Raw genomic sequence first — 18,316 nt, 5'->3', positions numbered from 1 at the left:
GTTTACTCTCCTAGCTTGTTAAAATTTCATCCTGATAATTTTAAAATTATTAGGATGGATGTTGTTAAAGTCGTTAAATTCTTTTTGGATTGCAATCATTCTTTTAAAGTATTTTAAAAACTCAGCTAAGATTAACAATACAATCATTTTAAATTATTTTAATACGATTAAAAAGAAGTGAAGAGGATTGAAGATTAATACATTTGGTTGCGAAGGGGAGATTTGAACTCCCGACCTTCGGGTTATGAGCCCGACGAGCTAACCACTGCTCTACTTCGCGGCATATAAGATATTTGAAATATAAAATAAGAAGTGGATGGGGTAAAGGGATTCGAACCCCTGAATGACAGGACCAAAACCTGTTGCCTTACCGCTTGGCGATACCCCAATAAATATTTTTTAAAAGTGTAATTATAGTGAATTTTAATTTATTTGTCAAGCAATTTAAGTTATAATTTTAAAAATTTTAAGGAAATAAAGATGAAATTTGTTAACGTAGAACAAGCGATTAGGGATTTACAAGCAGGGAAAATGCTTGTAATGGTAGATGCAGAAGATAGAGAAAATGAAGGCGATTTAATCTTTCCTGCGCAATTTAGCACTCAAGAAAAAGTAAATTTCATGATAAAAGAAGCTCGTGGTGTGGTTTGCGTAGCTTTAGATGAAACTTTGGCAAAAAAATTTGAACTTCCTTTAATGGTGCCTAAAAATACTTCAAACCACGAAACCGCTTTTACCATAACCGTAGATGCAAAAGATGCTACAACGGGAGTTAGTGCTTATGAAAGAAATATGACTATACAAATTTTTGCTGATGATAATGCTAAAGCGAGTGATTTTGTAAGACCAGGACATATCAATCCTTTAATCGCAAAAAAAGGCGGAGTTTTAGAACGCACAGGTCATACAGAAGGTACGGTTGATCTTTGTAAATTAGCAGGATTAAAAGGTGCTTGTGTGATTTGTGAAATCGTAAAAGATGATGGAGATATGGCAAGAAGAGAAGATCTAGAAATTTTTTGCCAAAAACATGATCTAAACATGATAGCCGTAAGTGATCTTATAGAATATCGCCTAAAACATGAAAGCCTTATTAAGCTTGAAGAAAAAAGTCAAAGTGTTTTAGCAGGCTTTAAAGCAGAAAAATTTATCTTTAGCGATCATAATCAAACCCAACACATAGCTTTTTGCTTTAAAGATATCAAAAAATGTGAAAATGTTAAATTTCATATCAGTGGTAGTGATTTTGAGCTTTTAACTTCAGATAAATTTTCAAAACTTTTAGAGCAAATCAAATTTCTTAGTGAAAATGGTGGCGTTATAGTTTTCATGCAAGGAGAAAAATCCAGTACCACTCAATACAAAAACTATGGTATAGGAGCGCAGATTTTAAGATATTTTGGTATAGAAGAAATTAAACTTTTATCTCAAAGTTGTGATAAAGACTATATAGGCTTAGAAGGTTTTGGTTTAAATCTTAAAGCTTGTAATTTTAACTAAAAAGGAAAAAAATGACTTTAAAAGAACAAATTTTAAACGATATCAAAGAGGCAATGAAACAAAAAGATGATTTTAAAAGAGATAGTTTAAGAACTTTAAATGCAGCTTTTAAGCAAATAGAAGTGGATGAAAGAATAGAATTAGATAATGAAAGAATTTATAAAATTATTGCAAGTGAAATCAAAAAACGTAAAGACGCAATCGAACTTTATCTTAAGGCAAATCGTGAAGATTTAGCACAAAAAGAACAAAATGAAATAAGTCTTTTTGAAATTTATCTGCCTAAACAACTAAGTGATGAGGAGTTAACTTTAGCCTTAAAACAACTTATAGAAGAATTGGGCGTAAGTTCACTAAAAGAACAAGGTTTGGTGATGAAAGAAGCTAAAATAAAATTAGGTGCGAGTGTTGATGGTAAAAGACTTAATTTAGCACTTAAAGAGCTTTTACAATAATTTTTTGGAGTGTTATTATGAAAGAGTTAAGCGGTTCAGCAATGATTTGCGAGGCTTTAAAAGAAGAAAATGTTAAAATTGTTTTTGGCTATCCTGGAGGCGCTGCGCTTAATATTTATGATGAAATTTACAATCAAAAGTATTTTAAACATATTTTAGTGCGTCATGAACAAGCGGCTTTGCATGCTGCTGATGCTTACGCAAGAATGAGCGGAGAAGTGGGCGTAGCTATAGTTACAAGCGGACCAGGTTTTACAAATACTATTACAGGCCTAGCTACGGCTTATAGTGATTCTATCCCTTTAATATTGATTTCAGGGCAGGTGGCAAATTCTCTTATTGGTACAGATGCTTTTCAAGAAATTGATGCAGTAGGTATTTCAAGACCTTGTGTAAAGCATAATTATTTAGTTACTTGCATAGAAGAGTTTCCACGCATTTTAAAAGAGGCTTTTTATATAGCAAGAAGTGGTAGACCTGGGCCTGTGCATATAGATGTGCCAAAAGATGTAAGTGCAACTTTGGGACTTTGGGAATATCCTAAAGAAATTTCTATGAAAACTTATAAACCCGTTTATAAGGGTAACTCAAAGCAAATTAAAAAATTTGCAGAGCTTTTAAAAGAAGCAAAAAGACCTTTATTTTACTTGGGTGGAGGTTGTATCAGTTCTAATGCAAGTGAGCAAATCAGAGAGCTTGTAAAATTTACAAAAATTCCAGCAGTTGAAACCTTGATGGCGCTTGGAACTTTAAGAAGTGATGATGTTTTTAATCTCAAAATGGCAGGCATGCATGGAAGCTATGCTGCTAATATGGCTTTAAGTGAGTGTGATTTGCTTGTGAGTGTAGGAGCGAGATTTGATGATAGGATTACAGGAAAAACAAGTGAATTTGCCAAACATGCGACTATAGTTCATGTTGATATTGATCCTAGTTCTATTTCAAAGATTATCAATGCGCATTATCCTATAGTAGGAGATATTAAAGAAGTTCTTAAAGAGCTTTTAGAAGAGCTTAAAAAGGAAAATTTCAACACAACTTTTAAAGAATGGCACGAAACTTTAAAGCGTTATAATGAACTTTATCCACTTTCTTATGAAGATAGCAATGAAGTTTTAAAACCGCAATGGGTGATTGAAGAATGTGCGAAGATGGCTCCAGATGCAAGGATTATTACCGATGTGGGTCAGCATCAAATGTGGGTAGCACAGTTTTATCCTTTTAATTATCCAAGACAGCTTGCAACAAGTGGAGGGCAAGGAACTATGGGATATTCTTTGCCTGCTGCTTTGGGTGCAAAGCTTGCTGTGGATGAAGAAGTGGTGATTAATTTCGTAGGTGATGGATCGGTTTTAATGAATATCCAAGAGCTTATGACTGCTCGTGAGTATGGTATAAAAACTATAAATATTATTTTAAATAATGCCTTTTTAGGTATGGTAAGACAATGGCAAAGTATGTTTTATAAAGAGCATTTTTCACAAACAGATTTAAGCACTCAGCCTGATTTTATCAAAATTGCTCAAGGCTTTGGTTGCGAAGGTTATGAAATTTCAAGCAAAGAAGAATTCATTCAAGCTTTTAACCAAGCTTTAAAAAGTGATAAAACCTCTCTTTTAAATGTAAAAATTGATCGCTTTGAAGATGTTTTACCTATGGTGCCTGCAGGAAGTGCGATTTATAATATGATTTTACCAAAGGCAAAGGATAGACAATGAGAAGGGTTTTATCGGTAATTGTTTTAAATGAGCATGGGGTTTTATCTCGTATAGTAGGACTTTTTTCAGGAAGAGGTTATAATATTGACTCGCTCACAGTAGCACCTTTGGAAAATAAAGAATTTTCGCGTATTAATATAGTCACTTCAGGAAATGAAAGAACTTTTGAGCAGATAGTCAAACAACTTCATAAGCTTATTCCTACTTATAAAGTGATAGAAAGTGAAGAATTTATTGATAAAGAAATGGCTTTAGTGAAAATTCCTTTAAATGAAAATTTAGGTGGACTTGATGCCGTTTTGAAAGCTTATAATGGTACTATTGCAAATAGCAATGAGAATTTTTTGTTTTTAATGGTTGCTGATGATGCAAATCGCATTGATAATTTTTTAAAAACAATTAAAAAATACAATCCTAGCGATATAGTTCGCAGTGGATCTGTTTTGATGGAGATTAAATGAAATTAAGTGAAATAGCAGAATTTTTAAGCTTGGAGTATAAAGGTGAGGATATAGAAATCAGTGCTTTAAATTCTTTATTGAAAGCAAATTTTACAGAGCTTACTTATTGTGATGGTGAGAAAAATACCAAAGATATACCTTACACAGGAGCTGCTGCTATTTTAGTATCTAAAGAATATGAAAATTTAGTGCCTAAAGATACTAAAGCTTTGATTACTCAAAATCCACATTTGAATTTTGCTTTTTTAAGCAAGCTTTTTGCTAAGCCTTTGATAGGCACAGCTAAAGAAAAAGTGCAAAATATCGCAAAAAGCGCAAGAATTATGCCTAATGTCTATATAGGTGATAATGTAAATATAGGTGAAAATGTAATCATTATGGCAGGAGCTTATATAGGTGATAATGTCAGCATTGGCGATGAGAGTATTATCCATCCTAATGTAGTGATTTATAATGACACTAAAATTGGTAAAAAATGTCATTTGCTTGCCAATTGTGTAATAGGAAGCGATGGTTTTGGTTATGCGCACAATAAAAACGGCGAACATTATAAAATTTATCATAATGGCAATGTGATTTTAGAAGATTTTGTAGAAGTGGGGGCTTGTACAACTATAGATAGAGCAGTTTTTGATAGTACTATTATCAAAGCAGGTACTAAGGTAGACAATCTAGTTCAAATCGGACACAATTGCAATATAGGTCAAAATTGTATCATTGTAGCACAAACTGGAATTTCAGGTTCAAGTGAGTTAGGACGCAATGTTATTATGGGTGGTCAAAGCGCAACGAGTGGACATTTAAAAATAGGCGATTTTAGTACTATAGCTGCAAGAGGCGGTGTGAGTAAAAATTTAGAAGGCGGGCGCGTTTATGGTGGTTTTCCTATCATGCTTCAAAAAGATTGGCTAAAACTTCAAGCTAAAATAGCAATAAATTTTAAAGAAAAATCACAAGATTAGCATCGCATCGCCATAAGAGTAAAAGCGATATTTTTCTTTTATGGCAAGTTCATAAAGTTTTAAACACTGTTCTCTACCGATAAAAGCTGAAACTAGCATGATAAGAGTAGATTTTGGTAAATGAAAATTGGTCAAAAGATGATTTTGTCTTATAGGTGGATTTTGCGGGTGTAAAAAAAGATCACAAAAACCATTTTTTGTTTTAGTTCTTGCGTAATATTCTATAGTTCTTGTTACCGTTGTTCCTACGCCTAAAATAGCTTGTTTTGAATCTATAATTTCACATGCTTGCTGCGGAATATTAAAAAATTCGCTATGCATTTTATGCTTTTGTATATTTTCACATTCCACGCTTTTAAAGGTTCCAGCTCCTACATGTAAGGTTAAATGATAAATTTCGTGTTTTTTTCTTAAATTTTCAAGCATAGTCTCACTAAAATGTAAACTTGCAGTTGGAGCAGCTACCGCGCCTAAATTTTTTGCAAAGATACTTTGATAATCTTTCAAATCACTTTTTTCATCCTCCCTTTTAATATAAGGAGGCAAGGGTATATGTCCTATCTTGTCAAGCAGGTTGTAAAGATTTGAGGTGTCTAAGGTTTTATCATTTTGAAAAAATTGAACTTTTCGAAGACCATCATCTAAAAGTTCTACAACGCGCACTTTTAAATCCTCCCTAAAATATAAGATTTCATCTTTTTTAACACGCCCTTTAATTTGAGCTAGAAAAAGTGGATTGTGAGAATTTAAAAAAGGTTGATGCAAGAAAAGCTCTATTTTTCCTCCGCTTGCTTTATTGCCATAAATTCTTGCTTTAATAACTTTAGTATCATTGAAAAAAATCGCGCAGTTGGGTAAAAAGTCTTGTAAATTTTTAAAAGTAGTGTGAAAAATTTCTTTGTTTTTGCGATCAAAAACCAAAAGCCTAGCATCTTCTTTTGGATTTGCAGGATAGTTAGCTATGAGTTCATTAGCTAGAGTGTAATCATAGCTTGAAAGAAGTAAGTCTTTATTCATCACTTTCTTTATCTTTTGGGGCAGGATTTACCTTTTGAACAATTAAAATAGAAAGTCCATAAAGTCCACAAAGTGGTCCTGCCATTAAAAATTGAGATAAAACATCAGGTGGAGTCATAAAGGCTGAAAAAACAAAAATAACTAAAACAGCTATGCGAAAATGGCGTTTTAAAAAACTATCATCTATAAGCCCGATTTTAGCAAAGAAAAAGGCAATTACAGGCATTTCAAAAGCTAAGCCAAAAGCCACAACAACTTTTGTAAAAAAATCTACATAAGTTCCTATGGTAATCACAGGATTAAAATCTTCATTTAAACCAAAATTAATCAAAAATTTAAAAGCCAAAGGCACTACAACAAAATAACAAAAACAAGCCCCTAAGGCGAACATAATGCTTGCAAAGCTAACAAAAGGCACCACAAGGCGTTTTTCATTATCGTAAAGTCCCGGAGCTACAAATTTCCAAAATTGCCAAAAAATTACAGGTAAAGAAAAGATAAAGGCTGCAAAAAAACTAACTTTCATTGCAGTAAATAAGGCTTCTTGTACTTCAATTACATTCACATGTTTGGCTACTTCGGGCAAAACAGCTATAAGTGGAGCTTTTAGAATATCTAAGATATAGCTTCGTAAAGCAAAACATACAATAAACATAACTACAATGCAAGCAACGCTTATAAAAAGGCGTTTTCTAAGTTCTATTAAATGAGGTCTTAATTCTTCAAACATTTATTTTTCCGTTTTATCTTGTGTTTCTAATTTGCTAAGATTTGGTTTTTCTTCTGTATTTAAATTTTGTCCGCTAAGGTTATTTTTTGTGTTATCATCTCTGCTATCAAAGGTTAAATCCACCTTTGTTTTATCTAAAATATCTCTTTTAAGGTCATCAAATTCTTCAAAACTGAGTTTTTTGCGTATGTTTTCATTAGTGCTTGAAAATTCATCTTTGTATTTCTTAGCTTCTTCTTTTAAGTCATTGATGCGTATTTCTTTTTCTATGCTTGATTTTGCATCATCTATGTTGCGTTTTACAGCTTTTAGAATTTTTGCTATTTGTACTATAGCTTCTGGAAGTTTATCAGGCCCTAAGACTAAAATCGCTACAACTAAAATAACTATAATTTCACCAAAACTCATTAATCGTTACTCTTTGATTTGATATTTTAAATAAATATTTTACTTAAAAAACTTAAATTTAAGATGAGAGATATAAAGCAAGCTCATCGCTAATGAGAAAATTAGGATTAAAATATCTTTTATTTTTGTAAAAAAGTTTTTTTTCTTTTAATAATATATTTATTTTGTCTTTTTGCCATTGATTGAGTTTTGTTTCATCAATCCCTACTATACTTCTAAGTCCTAAAAATAGGTGTTCTAAATTCAAGTCTTTAAAACTTAGCTGCTCTATAGATCTAAAAGTGGGATTTTCTATGTAATTTTTTAAATTTTTTGCTGTATAAAAACGCTTGTTTTCATAAAATCCTACCGCACTTAATCCACAAGCTAGGTAGTTTTTTCCTTGCCAATAAGCAAGATTATGTTTGCAAATTTGGGCTTTGGTTTTTGAAAAATTACTGATTTCATATTGAAAAAAGTCAAGTTCTAGGAGTTGCTTGATGAAAAATTTCATTAAATTAGGAGCATTTTTTTTAAAGTGTTCTTTTTTGGTAAAGGCTGTGTTTGATTCTATGGTTAAATTATAAGCACTAAGGTGTGTGATTAAAGCCTTGATTTGTTTTAAGTATAAGAGTTCAAATTCAAGCATTTTTTTATTGTCTAATTTTGTATCATAAATAAGATCTAAATTGATATTTTTAAAACCTACTTTATTTGCGTTTTCTAATGTTTTGATAATCATTTCTTGATTATGAATTCTTCCAAGAAAGTGAAGTTTTTTAGGATGAAAACTTTGAGCTCCAAAAGAAATGCGATTAACTCCTAGATTTTTCATATTTTTAAGCCAATTTAATGTTGCTGAGTTGGGATTAGCTTCGCATGAAATTTCTACATTTTTATCTAGTAAAGGATATAAAATTTTAAAAATATCTTCATAATTATACGCATCAACACAACTTGGTGTTCCTCCGCCTATGAATAAGGTTTTAATTTGATTTGATTGAATGTTAAATTGTTTTAATTGAAAAATAATATCTTCTTTTAAAGCCTTAAAATAGGCTTTTTCATAATCATTTTTTTTCAAACTTGTAAAAGCACAATAATTACATTTGCTTTCACAAAATGGAATATGGATATAAAAATGCATAAAAACCCTAAAATATTTTATTAAATTTTTTTAATGTATTTTAATAAAAATTTGATTTGATTTAGGTTAAAATTATTTCCTTTAAATTAAGGAAAAATATTGTGGAAAACGAGAAAAATTATAGACCAAATGTTGCAGCTGTTATTTTGTCAAGTTCTTATCCTTTTGAGTGTAAGATTTTTATAGCTAGAAGAAGTGATATGGATAATATTTGGCAATTTCCACAAGGAGGTATTGATAAAGGTGAAAGTGTCAAAAACGCTTTATTTAGAGAACTAAAAGAAGAAATAGGCACCGATGAGGTTGAAATCATTGCTGAGTATCCAGAATGGTTGAGTTATGATTTTCCGAGTAAAATTGTTAAAAAAATGTATCCTTATGATGGACAGATTCAAAAATATTTTTTAGTGCGTTTAAAGCACAGTGCTACAATCAATATCAATACCAAGCATCCTGAATTTGATGATTATCAATTTGTGAGTGTTAAACAAATTTTTGAAATGATTAATCATTTTAAAAAAAATATTTATGTTAAAGTGATCAAATATTTTGAAGAGAAAGGTTATATCTAAAATGCTTATAGTTCAAAAATATGGTGGAACAAGCGTTGGAACACTTGAGCGTATCGAAGCAGTAGCCAATAGGGTTATCCAAAGTGCGCAACAGGGTAATCAACTTGTTGTTGTAGTATCTGCAATGAGTGGGGTGACAAATACTCTTATCGAGCAAGCTGAATATTTTAGTAAAACCCCTAATGGTAAAGATATGGATATGCTTTTAAGCAGTGGAGAGCGTGTAACAAGCGCTTTACTTTCTATTGCTTTAAATGAAAAGGGTTATCCTGCTATATCATTTTCTGGGAGAAAAGCGGGAATTATTACAGATAGTGTTTTTACAAAGGCAAGAATTCATCATATTGATACAAAAGCGATAAAATCAGAACTTCAAAATGGTAAAATAGTCGTTATAGCAGGTTTTCAAGGTGTAGATGATGAAGGTAATGTAACTACTTTAGGGCGTGGTGGAAGCGATTTAAGTGCTGTGGCAGTAGCTGGTGCCTTAAATGCGGATTTGTGTGAAATTTATACCGATGTTGATGGGGTTTATACAACAGATCCAAGAATTGAACCAAAGGCAAAGAAATTGGATAAAATTTCTTATGAAGAAATGCTTGAACTTGCAAGTTTGGGTGCAAAAGTTTTGCAAAATCGCTCTGTAGAGCTTGCAAAAAAATTAAATGTTAACTTAGTAACTAGAAGTAGTTTTAACAATAACGAAGGAACAATGATAACAAAGGAAGATGGAATGGAACAAGCTTTAGTAAGTGGTATTGCTTTGGATAAAAATCAAGCAAGAGTGACTTTAAGAAATGTAGAAGATAAGCCTGGAATCGCAGCTGAAATTTTTTCTGTTTTAGCAAATGAAAATATTAATGTAGATATGATTATACAAAATGTTGGAGTTGATGGCGCTACAAATTTGGGTTTTACGGTTCCTCAAAATGAACTTGAATTAGTCAAAAATGCTATGCAAAAAATTTTAAGCTCAAAAACAACTATAGAAAGTGATAGTGCTGTAGTAAAAGTTTCTATAGTCGGCGTAGGCATGAAATCACATTCAGGAGTGGCAAGTAAAGCTTTTAAAGCTTTAGCTGATGAGGGTATTAATATTGGTATGATTTCTACTAGTGAAATAAAAATTTCGATGATAGTTCATGAAAAATACGGAGAACTTGCAGTTAGAGCACTACATGAGTGCTATGGGCTTGATAAATAAATGAGTGATTTTTTAAGTTTTACCCTTGAAAATATTCGCAATGGCGGAGCTTTTATGGCATGGTTGGAGTCGCGTCGTTTAGAATGGGCTCCTTTGATGGCTGCAAGGCTTAAATATCTTTTAGAGGGACGCACTTTTGTCTTAATATGTGATGAACAAAGATCTTGGTATGAAGAGTATTTTTTAAAAAATATAAATTCAAAAGCCGCTCGTCCCATGCTTCCTTTTGTGTCGTTAAATTCTTTATGTAAAAAGAAAGTGCAAAGTTCAGAGGATATAGCTTTGCTTAACGACTTGCTTGACATTTCTTTTCCTAATGGTTATGTGTATTTTTATATAGGAAGTGCTTCTGATAATAAATCTTTAATCGCTAAATCAAGAGATGATAGTTTATTGTGGCTTTTTGATGAGCAGTTGCAAGATAGTTTTTATTTAAATTCTAAAGATAAAGACTTGGATATCAAGCTTATTAGTTTATATCAACTTTTTGATGTAAGTTTGGATGCAATATTATTTTCCAAGGTGCAATTAGGATAAATATTTTGTTTATTAGTAAGATTATTATCAGTGAAGATTTTTTAGGTATTAAAGAAGAAATGATTAATAATTTTGGTATTAAAAAATTAAGATTTTTTATGCCACAAAATGAATTTTTACTCGATGATGCAAGAGCAGTTGAAAAAGAAAGCTATATCGCAGAAACTGAAGAAAAAATTATTGTTTTAATGGCGGATTCTTATAGGGTAGAAGCACAAAATTTTTTACTTAAACTTCTTGAAGAACCTCCAAAAAATATTAAATTTCTTATCGTGGTACCTTCTAAAAATTTACTTTTGCCCACTATAAAATCACGTCTTATTTGTGAAAAAAGAAAAGTTGAAAAGGAGGTTAAAAAACTTGATTTGGATCTTAAAAGAATGGATTTAAGAATGCTTTTTGATTTTTTGCAAAAAAATGAAAATTTGGATAAAAATGAACTTATGGAACAAATTGCATTACTTGCTAAAGAATGTGTAAAATATAAAGATTTTAATGCTGAAGAATTAGAGTTCTTTTATGAAAGCTATGAGCTTGCAAAATTAAATTCTAAAAGTGGGGTGCTTTTAGCTACTCTTTTGCTAAATTACTATACAAAGAAATAAAATGAAATTTTTTAAAATCAATCCAAATACCGATTTTAATTTACTTTGTTCTTTCATAAACCCTCATAAAATGGGGCAAAAGATTATGAGTAAAAAAACAAAAATTCATTTTATTTTTATCAAAGATATTTCTACTCCTGCAGCAAATATTTTAAAACAAGATGCCTTAAGAGTAGGAGCTGAGCTCATCACCCATAAAGAAATAATTACCGCAAAAATCACTCATTCAAATGCACTTTTAATGGCAAGTAAAGAACAAATTCAAAAACTTATTGCTAAAGAAAAACTTCAAGATTTTGGACTTAAAAATTTGGCTCTTTTTTTGCAAAAAGATTTTTTAAAACCAAAAAAAGCTGAGCTTATGGCAGTGATTAATGTCAATGAAGATAGTTTTAATGCAAAAAGTCGTGTGAGTGAAGAAGACTTTGAAAAAAGGCTTAATGACTTTCTTGCTTTAAAGCCTGAGTATATCGATATAGGTGCGGTTAGTTCGAGACCTGGGAGTGAGTATTGTGGCAAGGAAGAGGAATTTAAAAGACTAAAAAAAGTACTTGATTTAATTTATGAGAAAAATTATCATGAAAAAGCGATTTTTAGTTTAGATAGTTTTGATGAATATTGTCTAGAATATGCTTTAAATAAGGGTTTTAAACTTATAAATGATATTACAAGTTTAAGAAATCTTAATCTGGCTAAACTTGCAAGTAAATATGAGGCAAAATATTGCTTAATGCACATGCAAAACAATCCGAATAACATGCAAGATAATCCTTTTTATGAAGATTTGCTCGATGAGATGACTTTGTTTTTTAAAGAAAAACTTGAACTTTTAGAAAGTTTTGGAGTAAAAGAAAGTATTTTAGATGTAGGTATTGGTTTTGGAAAGAGTGCGGAACATAATATGATTTTAATCAAACACTTAGAGCATTTTTTGCAATTTAATAAACCTTTACTTATAGGTGCGAGTCGCAAAAGTGTGATTAATGCGTATTTTCAAAGCGAGATTAAAGATCGTTTAGCAGGAACTTTGTATTTGCATTTAAAGGCTTTTGAAAATGGTGCTAGTATTATAAGAGTGCATGATTTATACGAGCACAAACAACTTTTTGCTTTAGTGCAGGCAATGGACAATATAGGAGTTTAGATGAAAAAAGAAGAGTATTTAGAAAAAGTTGCTTTAGCAAATTTGTGGATGAGGGCATATTATGAAAAAGATGAACCCTTGGCTAGTGATGAAGAATACGATGCTTTAATCAGAGAATTAAGAGTTTTTGAAGAACAAAACAAAGATGAAATTTCAAAAGACTCTCCAACGCAAAAAATAGCTCCTGCCATACAAAGCGAGTTTAAAAAAATAGCTCACTTAAAGCGTATGTGGTCGATGGAAGATGTGTTTGATGAGAGTGAGCTTAGGGCTTGGGCAAAACGTGCAAAATGTGAAAAAAACTTTTTTATAGAGCCTAAATTTGATGGAGCGAGTCTAAATTTGCTTTATGAAAATGGTAAATTAGTAAGCGGTGCCACTAGAGGTGATGGCGAAGTGGGCGAGGATATAACACTTAATGTTTTTGAGATAGAAAATATACCTAAAAATATAGCCTATAAAGAAAGGATAGAAATTCGTGGAGAAGTGGTGATTTTAAAAGATGATTTTGAGAAAATCAACGAAAAAAGAGCTCTTTTAAATCAAAGTTTATTTGCTAATCCACGCAATGCTGCAAGCGGGAGTTTGAGGCAGCTTGATACAAGCATCACTAAAGAAAGAAATTTGAAATTTTATCCTTGGGGAATAGGGGAAAATACCTTAAATTTTACTAAACACAGTGAGGTGATGCAATTTATCAGAGAGCTTGGTTTTTTAAAAGATGATTTTGTAAGACTTTGCGCTAATTTAGATGAGGTTTTAAAAGCTTATGATGAGCTTTTAGCTTTAAGAGAAAAAAAGCCTATGATGATGGATGGAATGGTGGTAAGAGTTGATGATCTTGCGCTTTGTGAAGAATTAGGCTATACGGTAAAATTTCCAAAATTTATGGCAGCTTTTAAATTTCCTGCACTTGAAAAAACCACGCGTTTAACAGGGGTAAATTTACAAGTAGGAAGAAGTGGGGTGATCACTCCTGTGGCGGTTTTAGAGCCTGTAAATTTAGATGGGGTTGTAGTAAAATCAGCCACCCTTCATAATTTTGATGAGATTGCAAGACTTGATGTTAAAATCAATGATTTTGTAAGCGTGATAAGAAGTGGCGATGTTATCCCTAAAATTACTAAGGTTTTTAAAGAGCGTAGAGAAGGTTTAGAGATGGAAATTTTACGCCCTAAACTTTGTCCTACTTGCCAAAGTGAGCTTTTGGATGAAGGAACTTTAATAAAATGTCAAAATATAGATTGTGAAGATAGACTTGTAAATTCTATCATTCATTTTGTTTCTAAAAAATGTCTTAATATCGACGGACTTGGAGAAAATATAGTAGAGCTTTTATATAAACACAAAAAAATCACTACACTTGAGAGTATTTTTCATTTAAAATTTAGTGATTTTGAAGGTTTGGAAGGCTTTAAGGAAAAGAAAATCAACAATCTTTTAAACGCCATAGAACATGCAAGAGAATGTGAGCTTTTTCGTTTTATCACAGCTTTAGGGATAGAGCATATTGGCGAGGTTGCGGCTAAAAAATTAAGCTTAAGTTTTGGTAAAGAGTGGCACAAGCAAAGCTTTGAAGCTTATACTAATTTAGAAGGTTTTGGAGAGCAAATGGCTTTAAGTCTTTGCGAATTTACGCGCGTTAATCATACAAGAATTGATGAGTTTTACAAGCTTTTAAATTTGAAAATAGAAAAACTTGAAATCAAAAGCGATGGTGTGATTTTTGGTAAAACTTTTGTGATTACAGGTACTCTTTCGCGTCCAAGAGATGAGTTTAAGGCTTTGATAGAAAAGCTTGGGGGTAAGGTAAGCGGCTCGGTTTCTAAAAAGACTGACTATGTGCTTTTTGGAGAAGAGGCAGGTTCTAAGCTTAGTAAGGCTAAAGAGCTTGAAGTAAAATGTATAGATGAAAGTGCTTTTAATGAGCTTGTTAAAGAATAGTTCTTATATTTTAACGCTTTTAAGCCTTTTTGGCTTTTTGCTAACTTGGCAAAGGAGTGCTTTTTCTTTATTTTTTTTAATTCCTATTTTTTTAACACTTTTTTGGGAATTCTTTTTATTTTTAAAGCTTAGAAAAAATATTATAAAAGAAGCTACTTTGATTAAGGGAAGTTTGTTTTATCGTGTTAGTATGGGGGATTTTTATCTTTATATTTTTAGTTTTTTCTTGGCGATTTTTGGACTTATTTCTTTATTTTTAAATTTTTTAAATCTTGAAAAAATTGATTTTGTTTTTATATTTATAATTTTGCCTTTATTGATGATATTTTTAAAAAAAGAATTACATTTGCAATTTGTAGATAATGCTTATAATGACTTTAGAATAGTTGTTATCGCTAGTTTTTTTACTGCTTTATTTTATGCATTTTATGGGCTTTTTTTTACTTACAATGAGCTTTTAAATTTAGAACTTTTTTCTAGGAAAATCATTGCTTATAAGAGTGCTTCTTTTGTTTATTTTGATTTTTTATCTGAATTTTTGTATTTTGTTTCAAATTTAAAACTTTTTATTTTTTCTCATTTTGGATATTTGAGCTTTAGAGCTTTAAATTTTATTTTTGATTTTTTTAATTTTTTTATGTTTTGCTCTCTTTTGGCTTTTGTTTTTAATTTTGTTTTGAAAATAAACATAAAAATAATTGTTTTATTTTTATGTTTTATCATGGTTTTAGGAAGTTATTTTTTAAAAGAGCAAAGAAATAATGCCTTAAAATCTGAACAAGAACAAATACTTTTATGGATGAATAATTTTAATTTTTTAAAAGATAATAACTTAAGTTTAATTCAAAAAGAAAAAGATCTTTTTGAAAAAGATCTTAAAGATCTTAGAGAAATTTTTAAAAAAAATGCTTTTGAAATAGGAATTTGGTGGTTTTCTAAAGAAAAAGAAGACTTGGAAAAAAGAATAAATGAGAGTTTAAAATGAGATTTGATTTTTTTGTTTCAAAGCGTTTAAATATCAGTAGAAATAAAGCTTTAGAGCTTATAGAAAATGAAGAGATTTTACTTAATAGTAAAAGTTTTAAAGCTTCTTTTGATGTGAAAAATTTTTTAGAAAATTTAAAAAAAACGCAAGATTTAAATCTTGAAGATATACTTTTAGCCAATGAGTTAAAATTGGATCTTTTAAGTGAAATTTATGTTTCAAGAGCAGCTTTGAAATTAAAAAATTTTTTAGAAGAAAATGATATTGAAATAAAACATAAAAATTGTCTTGATATAGGATCTAGCACGGGCGGTTTTGTGCAAATTTTACTTGAAAATCAGGCTTTAAAAATCACTGCCCTTGATGTAGGTAGCAATCAACTCCATTCAAATTTAAGAGCAAATGAAAAAATTATCTTGCATGAAAATACAGATCTTAGAGCCTTTAAAAGTGAAGAAAAATTTGAACTTGTTACTTGTGATGTGAGTTTTATTTCTCTTATTAATTTACTTTATTATATCGATAATTTAGCTTTAAAGGAAATTATTTTACTTTTTAAACCTCAGTTTGAAGTGGGAAAAAATATCAAAAGAGATAAAAAAGGTGTTTTAAAAGATGACAAGGCAATCTTAAAGGCAAGAATGGATTTTGAAAAAGCATGTGCTAAGTTAGGTTGGCTTTTAAAAAATACGCAAAAATCAAGCATTAAAGGAAAGGAAGGTAATGTTGAATATTTTTACTACTATATCAAAAATTAATATTACTTCTTTAGCTATAGGTTGTTTTGATGGTATACATTTAGGGCATCTAAAACTTGTAAAATGTTTAGATGAGAATGGGGCTTTGTTGGTTATTAATAAATTTAAGGGTCAATTTCTTTGTTCAAATCGTCAAAAAGAAGAAATTTCAGGAAAAAAAGTTATAGAAGTGGATTTTGAAAGTATAAAATCTTTAGATGGTAAAGATTTTTTAAGCTTTTTGAAAAAAGAATTTATCAATTTGAAATTTATAGTAGTGGGATATGATTTTTCTTTCGGGAAAAATAGGGCTTATAGTGCTAAAGATATTGAGTCTTTAAGTGGGATAAAAACTATAATAGTTGATGAATTTAGTATAGGCGGAGTAGGTGTTCATGCAAGTTTAATTAAGGATTTTTTATCAAAAGCAAATTTACAAAAAGCAAAAGAATTTTTAGGAAGAGATTATAGTATTAAAGGAAAGTTGATTAAAGGACAAGGTTTGGGCTCTAAAGAACTTTTTGCGACTATAAATTTAGATTGTAAAGGCTATTTTTTGCCTCAAAATGGTGTTTATGCTACTTTGTTAAAAAGCCAAAAAAATATTTATAAAAGTGTGAGTTTTTTAGGTGTAAGATCAAGCGATGAAAATTTTGCCATAGAAAGTCATATTTTAGAGGAATTGGGTGAAAATTTCACACAAGGGGAGTTTTTCGAACTTGAGTTTATATCTTTTCTAAGAGAGAATCAGAAATTTCAAGATCTAAAAAAACTTAAAAATCAAATTGCCAAAGACATAGAACAAGCTAGAGAATTATTAAGGAAAAATGATGAAAGATGAACTTTTTAAACAAAGCCCTAAAAAACAATTTGAATTTGATAAAAGCGTGGCTAGTGTTTTTGATGATATGATTAATCGTTCTGTACCATTTTATAGGGAAAATTTAGAACTTTGTGCTAATTTATTGGCTAAAATTTTACTTGCAAATGCAAGTATTTGTGATTTGGGCTGTTCAAGTGCTAATTTTTTGATTTTGTTGGCAAATCTAAGAAAGGATTTTAAACTTTTTGGCGTGGATAATTCTGCTTCTATGCTTGAAGTTGCAAAGTCAAAAACTAAAGCTTATGGACTTGATATAAGTTTTTTTGAAGCTAATTTATGCGAATTTGATTTTTTTACTTGCGATGTTTTTGTGGCAAATTATACCATGCAGTTTATTCGTCCTCCTAAAAGACAGGAATTGCTTGATAAAATTTATAAAAATTTAAATCCTAAAGGCATTTTGATTATGAGTGAAAAAATCCTTTATGAAGATGCTTTTTTGTCTAAAAATATCATAGAACTTTATGCAGACTACAAAGAAAAACAAGGCTATTCTAAATTTGAAATTGCAGCTAAAAGAGAAGCCTTAGAAAATGTTTTAATTCCTTATAGTCAAAAAGAAAATTTAAACATGCTAGAAAAGGCAGGTTTTAAGAAAATAGAAAGTATTTTTAAATGGGCAAATTTTGAAACTTTTATAGCTTTTAAGGATTAGAGATATTTTCATTTTCCCATTCATCTTTTGGAAAACCTACCTTATACGCATTAACACAATCTTGACTGATGATAGCTTTGTGCCTGCATTCTAAACTTCTTTTTTTTGCTTCTTCAGGGTGATTTTGATAATATTCTACACTTTTGGTTTGTTCGCATGCTGCAAAAAATATACCAATAAGGCTTAAAAAAAGAGTTATTTTCATGGTAATTTTTCCTGTGTTATATTAATATCATCACTAAAGATAGAACTTTGATTGTTTTCTGTTGTTTTGGAAGGATAAATTTCAGAAGGTGTTTCTGCTATGGGCGGCATTATAATACTTTCATTATTTTCTGAACTTTGGTTAATATCTTTTGTGATTTTTTCTTTTTTTAAATCATTTTGTTTTAAAGCTTCTAATATCTGATTATCAGATTTTTTTGGTGTGTTTGGACTGTATTTACTCTCTTCATTTGTTGGCTTAATACCAATTTCTAATGCATTAATACAATCTTCGCTAAGAGTTCCGCTTTCTTTGCATTCTTTTGCTTTTTCTTTTGCTTCGCTAGGATGATTTTTGTAGTAATTTTCTGTTTTGCTATCGCAAGCTGTTATATTAATAATTATTAAAATTGTAAGTAAAATACTTAGTCTTTGCATTTATCAATCTCCTAAAAATTTTTAGCATCTT

At 30.4% G+C, this 18,316-nt stretch carries 20 protein-coding genes, 2 tRNA genes and 1 pseudogene; 15 read left to right on the top strand and 8 right to left on the bottom strand.

Features of this window, described 5'->3' with window-relative positions; all coding sequences use genetic code 11:
- Positions 1-204 precede the first annotated feature (204 nt).
- Positions 205-280: transfer RNA gene (locus AJ888_RS04815), tRNA-Met, on the bottom strand.
- Between the two features lie 33 nt (positions 281-313).
- Positions 314-388, bottom strand: a tRNA-Gln gene (locus tag AJ888_RS04810).
- A 92-nt stretch (positions 389-480) separates the two neighbouring features.
- Here AJ888_RS04810 and AJ888_RS04805 point away from each other — a divergent pair.
- From AJ888_RS04805 to lpxD, 5 genes are read left to right on the top strand one after another with little or no spacing between them, the layout of a single operon-like run.
- Positions 481-1,500 (top strand): bifunctional 3,4-dihydroxy-2-butanone 4-phosphate synthase/GTP cyclohydrolase II, encoded by a 1,020-nt coding sequence (locus AJ888_RS04805; RefSeq protein WP_070296156.1) that lies wholly within the window; start codon positions 481-483, stop codon positions 1,498-1,500.
- An 11-nt stretch (positions 1,501-1,511) separates the two neighbouring features.
- Positions 1,512-1,955, top strand: a complete 444-nt coding sequence (locus tag AJ888_RS04800; RefSeq protein ID WP_002852081.1) for a GatB/YqeY domain-containing protein — start codon at positions 1,512-1,514, stop codon at positions 1,953-1,955.
- A gap of 17 nt (positions 1,956-1,972) precedes the next feature.
- Positions 1,973-3,673: an acetolactate synthase large subunit gene (locus tag AJ888_RS04795; RefSeq protein WP_002881862.1), complete on the top strand. Its 1,701-nt coding sequence runs from the start codon at positions 1,973-1,975 to the stop codon at positions 3,671-3,673.
- Positions 3,670-4,134, top strand: coding sequence for an acetolactate synthase small subunit (gene ilvN / locus AJ888_RS04790; RefSeq protein WP_002852211.1), 465 nt, complete (start codon positions 3,670-3,672; stop codon positions 4,132-4,134). Before AJ888_RS04795 ends, ilvN begins: the two co-directional genes overlap by 4 nt.
- Positions 4,131-5,096, top strand: coding sequence for a UDP-3-O-(3-hydroxymyristoyl)glucosamine N-acyltransferase (gene lpxD, locus AJ888_RS04785; protein WP_070296155.1), 966 nt, complete (start codon positions 4,131-4,133; stop codon positions 5,094-5,096). The genes ilvN and lpxD overlap by 4 nt, the downstream gene beginning before the upstream one ends.
- Here lpxD and queA read toward each other — a convergent pair.
- The 4 genes and pseudogenes from queA to hemW all read right to left on the bottom strand — a co-directional run bounded on the left by queA (position 5,085) and on the right by hemW (position 8,377).
- Positions 5,085-6,113, bottom strand: a complete 1,029-nt coding sequence (gene queA / locus AJ888_RS04780) for a tRNA preQ1(34) S-adenosylmethionine ribosyltransferase-isomerase QueA (RefSeq protein WP_002861285.1) — start codon at positions 6,111-6,113, stop codon at positions 5,085-5,087. The genes lpxD and queA overlap by 12 nt on opposite strands.
- Positions 6,106-6,843 carry a twin-arginine translocase subunit TatC gene (gene tatC / locus AJ888_RS04775; protein WP_002856930.1) on the bottom strand — a complete coding sequence of 246 codons (738 nt, stop codon included), beginning with the start codon at positions 6,841-6,843 and terminating at the stop codon, positions 6,106-6,108. Before tatC ends, queA begins: the two co-directional genes overlap by 8 nt.
- Positions 6,836-7,251 (bottom strand): annotated as a pseudogene (tatB, locus tag AJ888_RS04770) (Sec-independent protein translocase protein TatB). The gene tatC and the pseudogene tatB overlap by 8 nt, the downstream one beginning before the upstream one ends.
- 58 nt (positions 7,252-7,309) lie before the next feature.
- Complete coding sequence (gene hemW / locus AJ888_RS04765; protein ID WP_070296154.1) at positions 7,310-8,377, bottom strand: radical SAM family heme chaperone HemW; 1,068 nt, start codon at positions 8,375-8,377, stop codon at positions 7,310-7,312.
- Between the two features lie 101 nt (positions 8,378-8,478).
- Between hemW and AJ888_RS04760 the strand changes: the two genes are divergently transcribed.
- Genes AJ888_RS04760 through cmoA form a run of 10 tightly spaced genes read left to right on the top strand, consistent with a single transcriptional unit; the run spans position 8,479 to position 17,643 of the window.
- Positions 8,479-8,949, top strand: coding sequence for an RNA pyrophosphohydrolase (locus tag AJ888_RS04760; RefSeq protein WP_044794063.1), 471 nt, complete (start codon positions 8,479-8,481; stop codon positions 8,947-8,949).
- A 1-nt stretch (position 8,950) separates the two neighbouring features.
- Positions 8,951-10,153 carry an aspartate kinase gene (locus AJ888_RS04755; RefSeq protein WP_070274079.1) on the top strand — a complete coding sequence of 401 codons (1,203 nt, stop codon included), beginning with the start codon at positions 8,951-8,953 and terminating at the stop codon, positions 10,151-10,153.
- On the top strand, positions 10,154-10,690 hold the full coding sequence (locus tag AJ888_RS04750; RefSeq protein WP_070296153.1) for a HobA family DNA replication regulator: 537 nt from the start codon (positions 10,154-10,156) through the stop codon (positions 10,688-10,690). It begins immediately after the preceding gene.
- A 5-nt stretch (positions 10,691-10,695) separates the two neighbouring features.
- On the top strand, positions 10,696-11,295 hold the full coding sequence (locus AJ888_RS04745) for a DNA polymerase III subunit delta' (protein ID WP_002880295.1): 600 nt from the start codon (positions 10,696-10,698) through the stop codon (positions 11,293-11,295).
- Between the two features lies 1 nt (position 11,296).
- A complete protein-coding gene (folP, locus tag AJ888_RS04740) occupies positions 11,297-12,439 on the top strand; it encodes a dihydropteroate synthase (RefSeq protein WP_070276040.1) in 1,143 nt (380 codons plus the stop codon).
- Positions 12,440-14,383: an NAD-dependent DNA ligase LigA gene (ligA, locus tag AJ888_RS04735; protein ID WP_070296152.1), complete on the top strand. Its 1,944-nt coding sequence runs from the start codon at positions 12,440-12,442 to the stop codon at positions 14,381-14,383.
- On the top strand, positions 14,364-15,368 hold the full coding sequence (locus tag AJ888_RS04730) for a hypothetical protein (protein WP_079860372.1): 1,005 nt from the start codon (positions 14,364-14,366) through the stop codon (positions 15,366-15,368). The genes ligA and AJ888_RS04730 overlap by 20 nt, the downstream gene beginning before the upstream one ends.
- Positions 15,365-16,126 carry a TlyA family RNA methyltransferase gene (locus tag AJ888_RS04725; protein WP_070296151.1) on the top strand — a complete coding sequence of 254 codons (762 nt, stop codon included), beginning with the start codon at positions 15,365-15,367 and terminating at the stop codon, positions 16,124-16,126. The genes AJ888_RS04730 and AJ888_RS04725 overlap by 4 nt, the downstream gene beginning before the upstream one ends.
- Positions 16,092-16,946, top strand: a complete 855-nt coding sequence (locus AJ888_RS04720; RefSeq protein ID WP_070233256.1) for a bifunctional riboflavin kinase/FAD synthetase — start codon at positions 16,092-16,094, stop codon at positions 16,944-16,946. The genes AJ888_RS04725 and AJ888_RS04720 overlap by 35 nt, the downstream gene beginning before the upstream one ends.
- Complete coding sequence (cmoA, locus tag AJ888_RS04715) at positions 16,933-17,643, top strand: carboxy-S-adenosyl-L-methionine synthase CmoA (protein ID WP_072225838.1); 711 nt, start codon at positions 16,933-16,935, stop codon at positions 17,641-17,643. The genes AJ888_RS04720 and cmoA overlap by 14 nt, the downstream gene beginning before the upstream one ends.
- On the opposite strand, the gene AJ888_RS04710 is transcribed toward cmoA, so the two are convergent.
- Together AJ888_RS04710 and AJ888_RS04705 are read right to left on the bottom strand one after the other, a co-directional pair.
- Positions 17,633-17,854 carry an EexN family lipoprotein gene (locus AJ888_RS04710; RefSeq protein WP_072225837.1) on the bottom strand — a complete coding sequence of 74 codons (222 nt, stop codon included), beginning with the start codon at positions 17,852-17,854 and terminating at the stop codon, positions 17,633-17,635. The genes cmoA and AJ888_RS04710 overlap by 11 nt on opposite strands.
- A complete protein-coding gene (locus AJ888_RS04705; RefSeq protein WP_070277248.1) occupies positions 17,845-18,285 on the bottom strand; it encodes an EexN family lipoprotein in 441 nt (146 codons plus the stop codon). Before AJ888_RS04705 ends, AJ888_RS04710 begins: the two co-directional genes overlap by 10 nt.
- Positions 18,286-18,316: the final 31 nt, after the last annotated feature.

This window comes from Campylobacter sp. BCW_6467, from assembly GCF_001762855.1.
GTDB lineage: Bacteria > Campylobacterota > Campylobacteria > Campylobacterales > Campylobacteraceae > Campylobacter_D > Campylobacter_D jejuni.
The sequence above is the reverse complement of the archived record's forward strand: the minus strand, read 5'-3'. Positions and strand labels throughout refer to the sequence as shown.

Excerpts from the sequence above, each read along its gene's own strand:
- AJ888_RS04725 (WP_070296151.1), top strand. The coding sequence starts at position 15,365 with ATGAGATTTGATTTTTTTGTTTCAAAGCGTTTAAATATCAGTAGAAAT.
- AJ888_RS04800 (WP_002852081.1), top strand. The coding sequence starts at position 1,512 with ATGACTTTAAAAGAACAAATTTTAAACGATATCAAAGAGGCAATGAAA.
- AJ888_RS04705 (WP_070277248.1), bottom strand. The coding sequence starts at position 18,285 with ATGCAAAGACTAAGTATTTTACTTACAATTTTAATAATTATTAATATA.
- lpxD (WP_070296155.1), top strand. The coding sequence starts at position 4,131 with ATGAAATTAAGTGAAATAGCAGAATTTTTAAGCTTGGAGTATAAAGGT.
- cmoA (WP_072225838.1), top strand. The coding sequence starts at position 16,933 with ATGATGAAAGATGAACTTTTTAAACAAAGCCCTAAAAAACAATTTGAA.
- AJ888_RS04805 (WP_070296156.1), top strand. The coding sequence starts at position 481 with ATGAAATTTGTTAACGTAGAACAAGCGATTAGGGATTTACAAGCAGGG.
- tatC (WP_002856930.1), bottom strand. The coding sequence starts at position 6,843 with ATGTTTGAAGAATTAAGACCTCATTTAATAGAACTTAGAAAACGCCTT.
- ilvN (WP_002852211.1), top strand. The coding sequence starts at position 3,670 with ATGAGAAGGGTTTTATCGGTAATTGTTTTAAATGAGCATGGGGTTTTA.
- folP (WP_070276040.1), top strand. The coding sequence starts at position 11,297 with ATGAAATTTTTTAAAATCAATCCAAATACCGATTTTAATTTACTTTGT.
- queA (WP_002861285.1), bottom strand. The coding sequence starts at position 6,113 with ATGAATAAAGACTTACTTCTTTCAAGCTATGATTACACTCTAGCTAAT.
- AJ888_RS04750 (WP_070296153.1), top strand. The coding sequence starts at position 10,154 with ATGAGTGATTTTTTAAGTTTTACCCTTGAAAATATTCGCAATGGCGGA.
- AJ888_RS04730 (WP_079860372.1), top strand. The coding sequence starts at position 14,364 with ATGAGCTTGTTAAAGAATAGTTCTTATATTTTAACGCTTTTAAGCCTT.
- AJ888_RS04755 (WP_070274079.1), top strand. The coding sequence starts at position 8,951 with ATGCTTATAGTTCAAAAATATGGTGGAACAAGCGTTGGAACACTTGAG.
- AJ888_RS04720 (WP_070233256.1), top strand. The coding sequence starts at position 16,092 with ATGTTGAATATTTTTACTACTATATCAAAAATTAATATTACTTCTTTA.
- ligA (WP_070296152.1), top strand. The coding sequence starts at position 12,440 with ATGAAAAAAGAAGAGTATTTAGAAAAAGTTGCTTTAGCAAATTTGTGG.
- AJ888_RS04795 (WP_002881862.1), top strand. The coding sequence starts at position 1,973 with ATGAAAGAGTTAAGCGGTTCAGCAATGATTTGCGAGGCTTTAAAAGAA.
- hemW (WP_070296154.1), bottom strand. The coding sequence starts at position 8,377 with ATGCATTTTTATATCCATATTCCATTTTGTGAAAGCAAATGTAATTAT.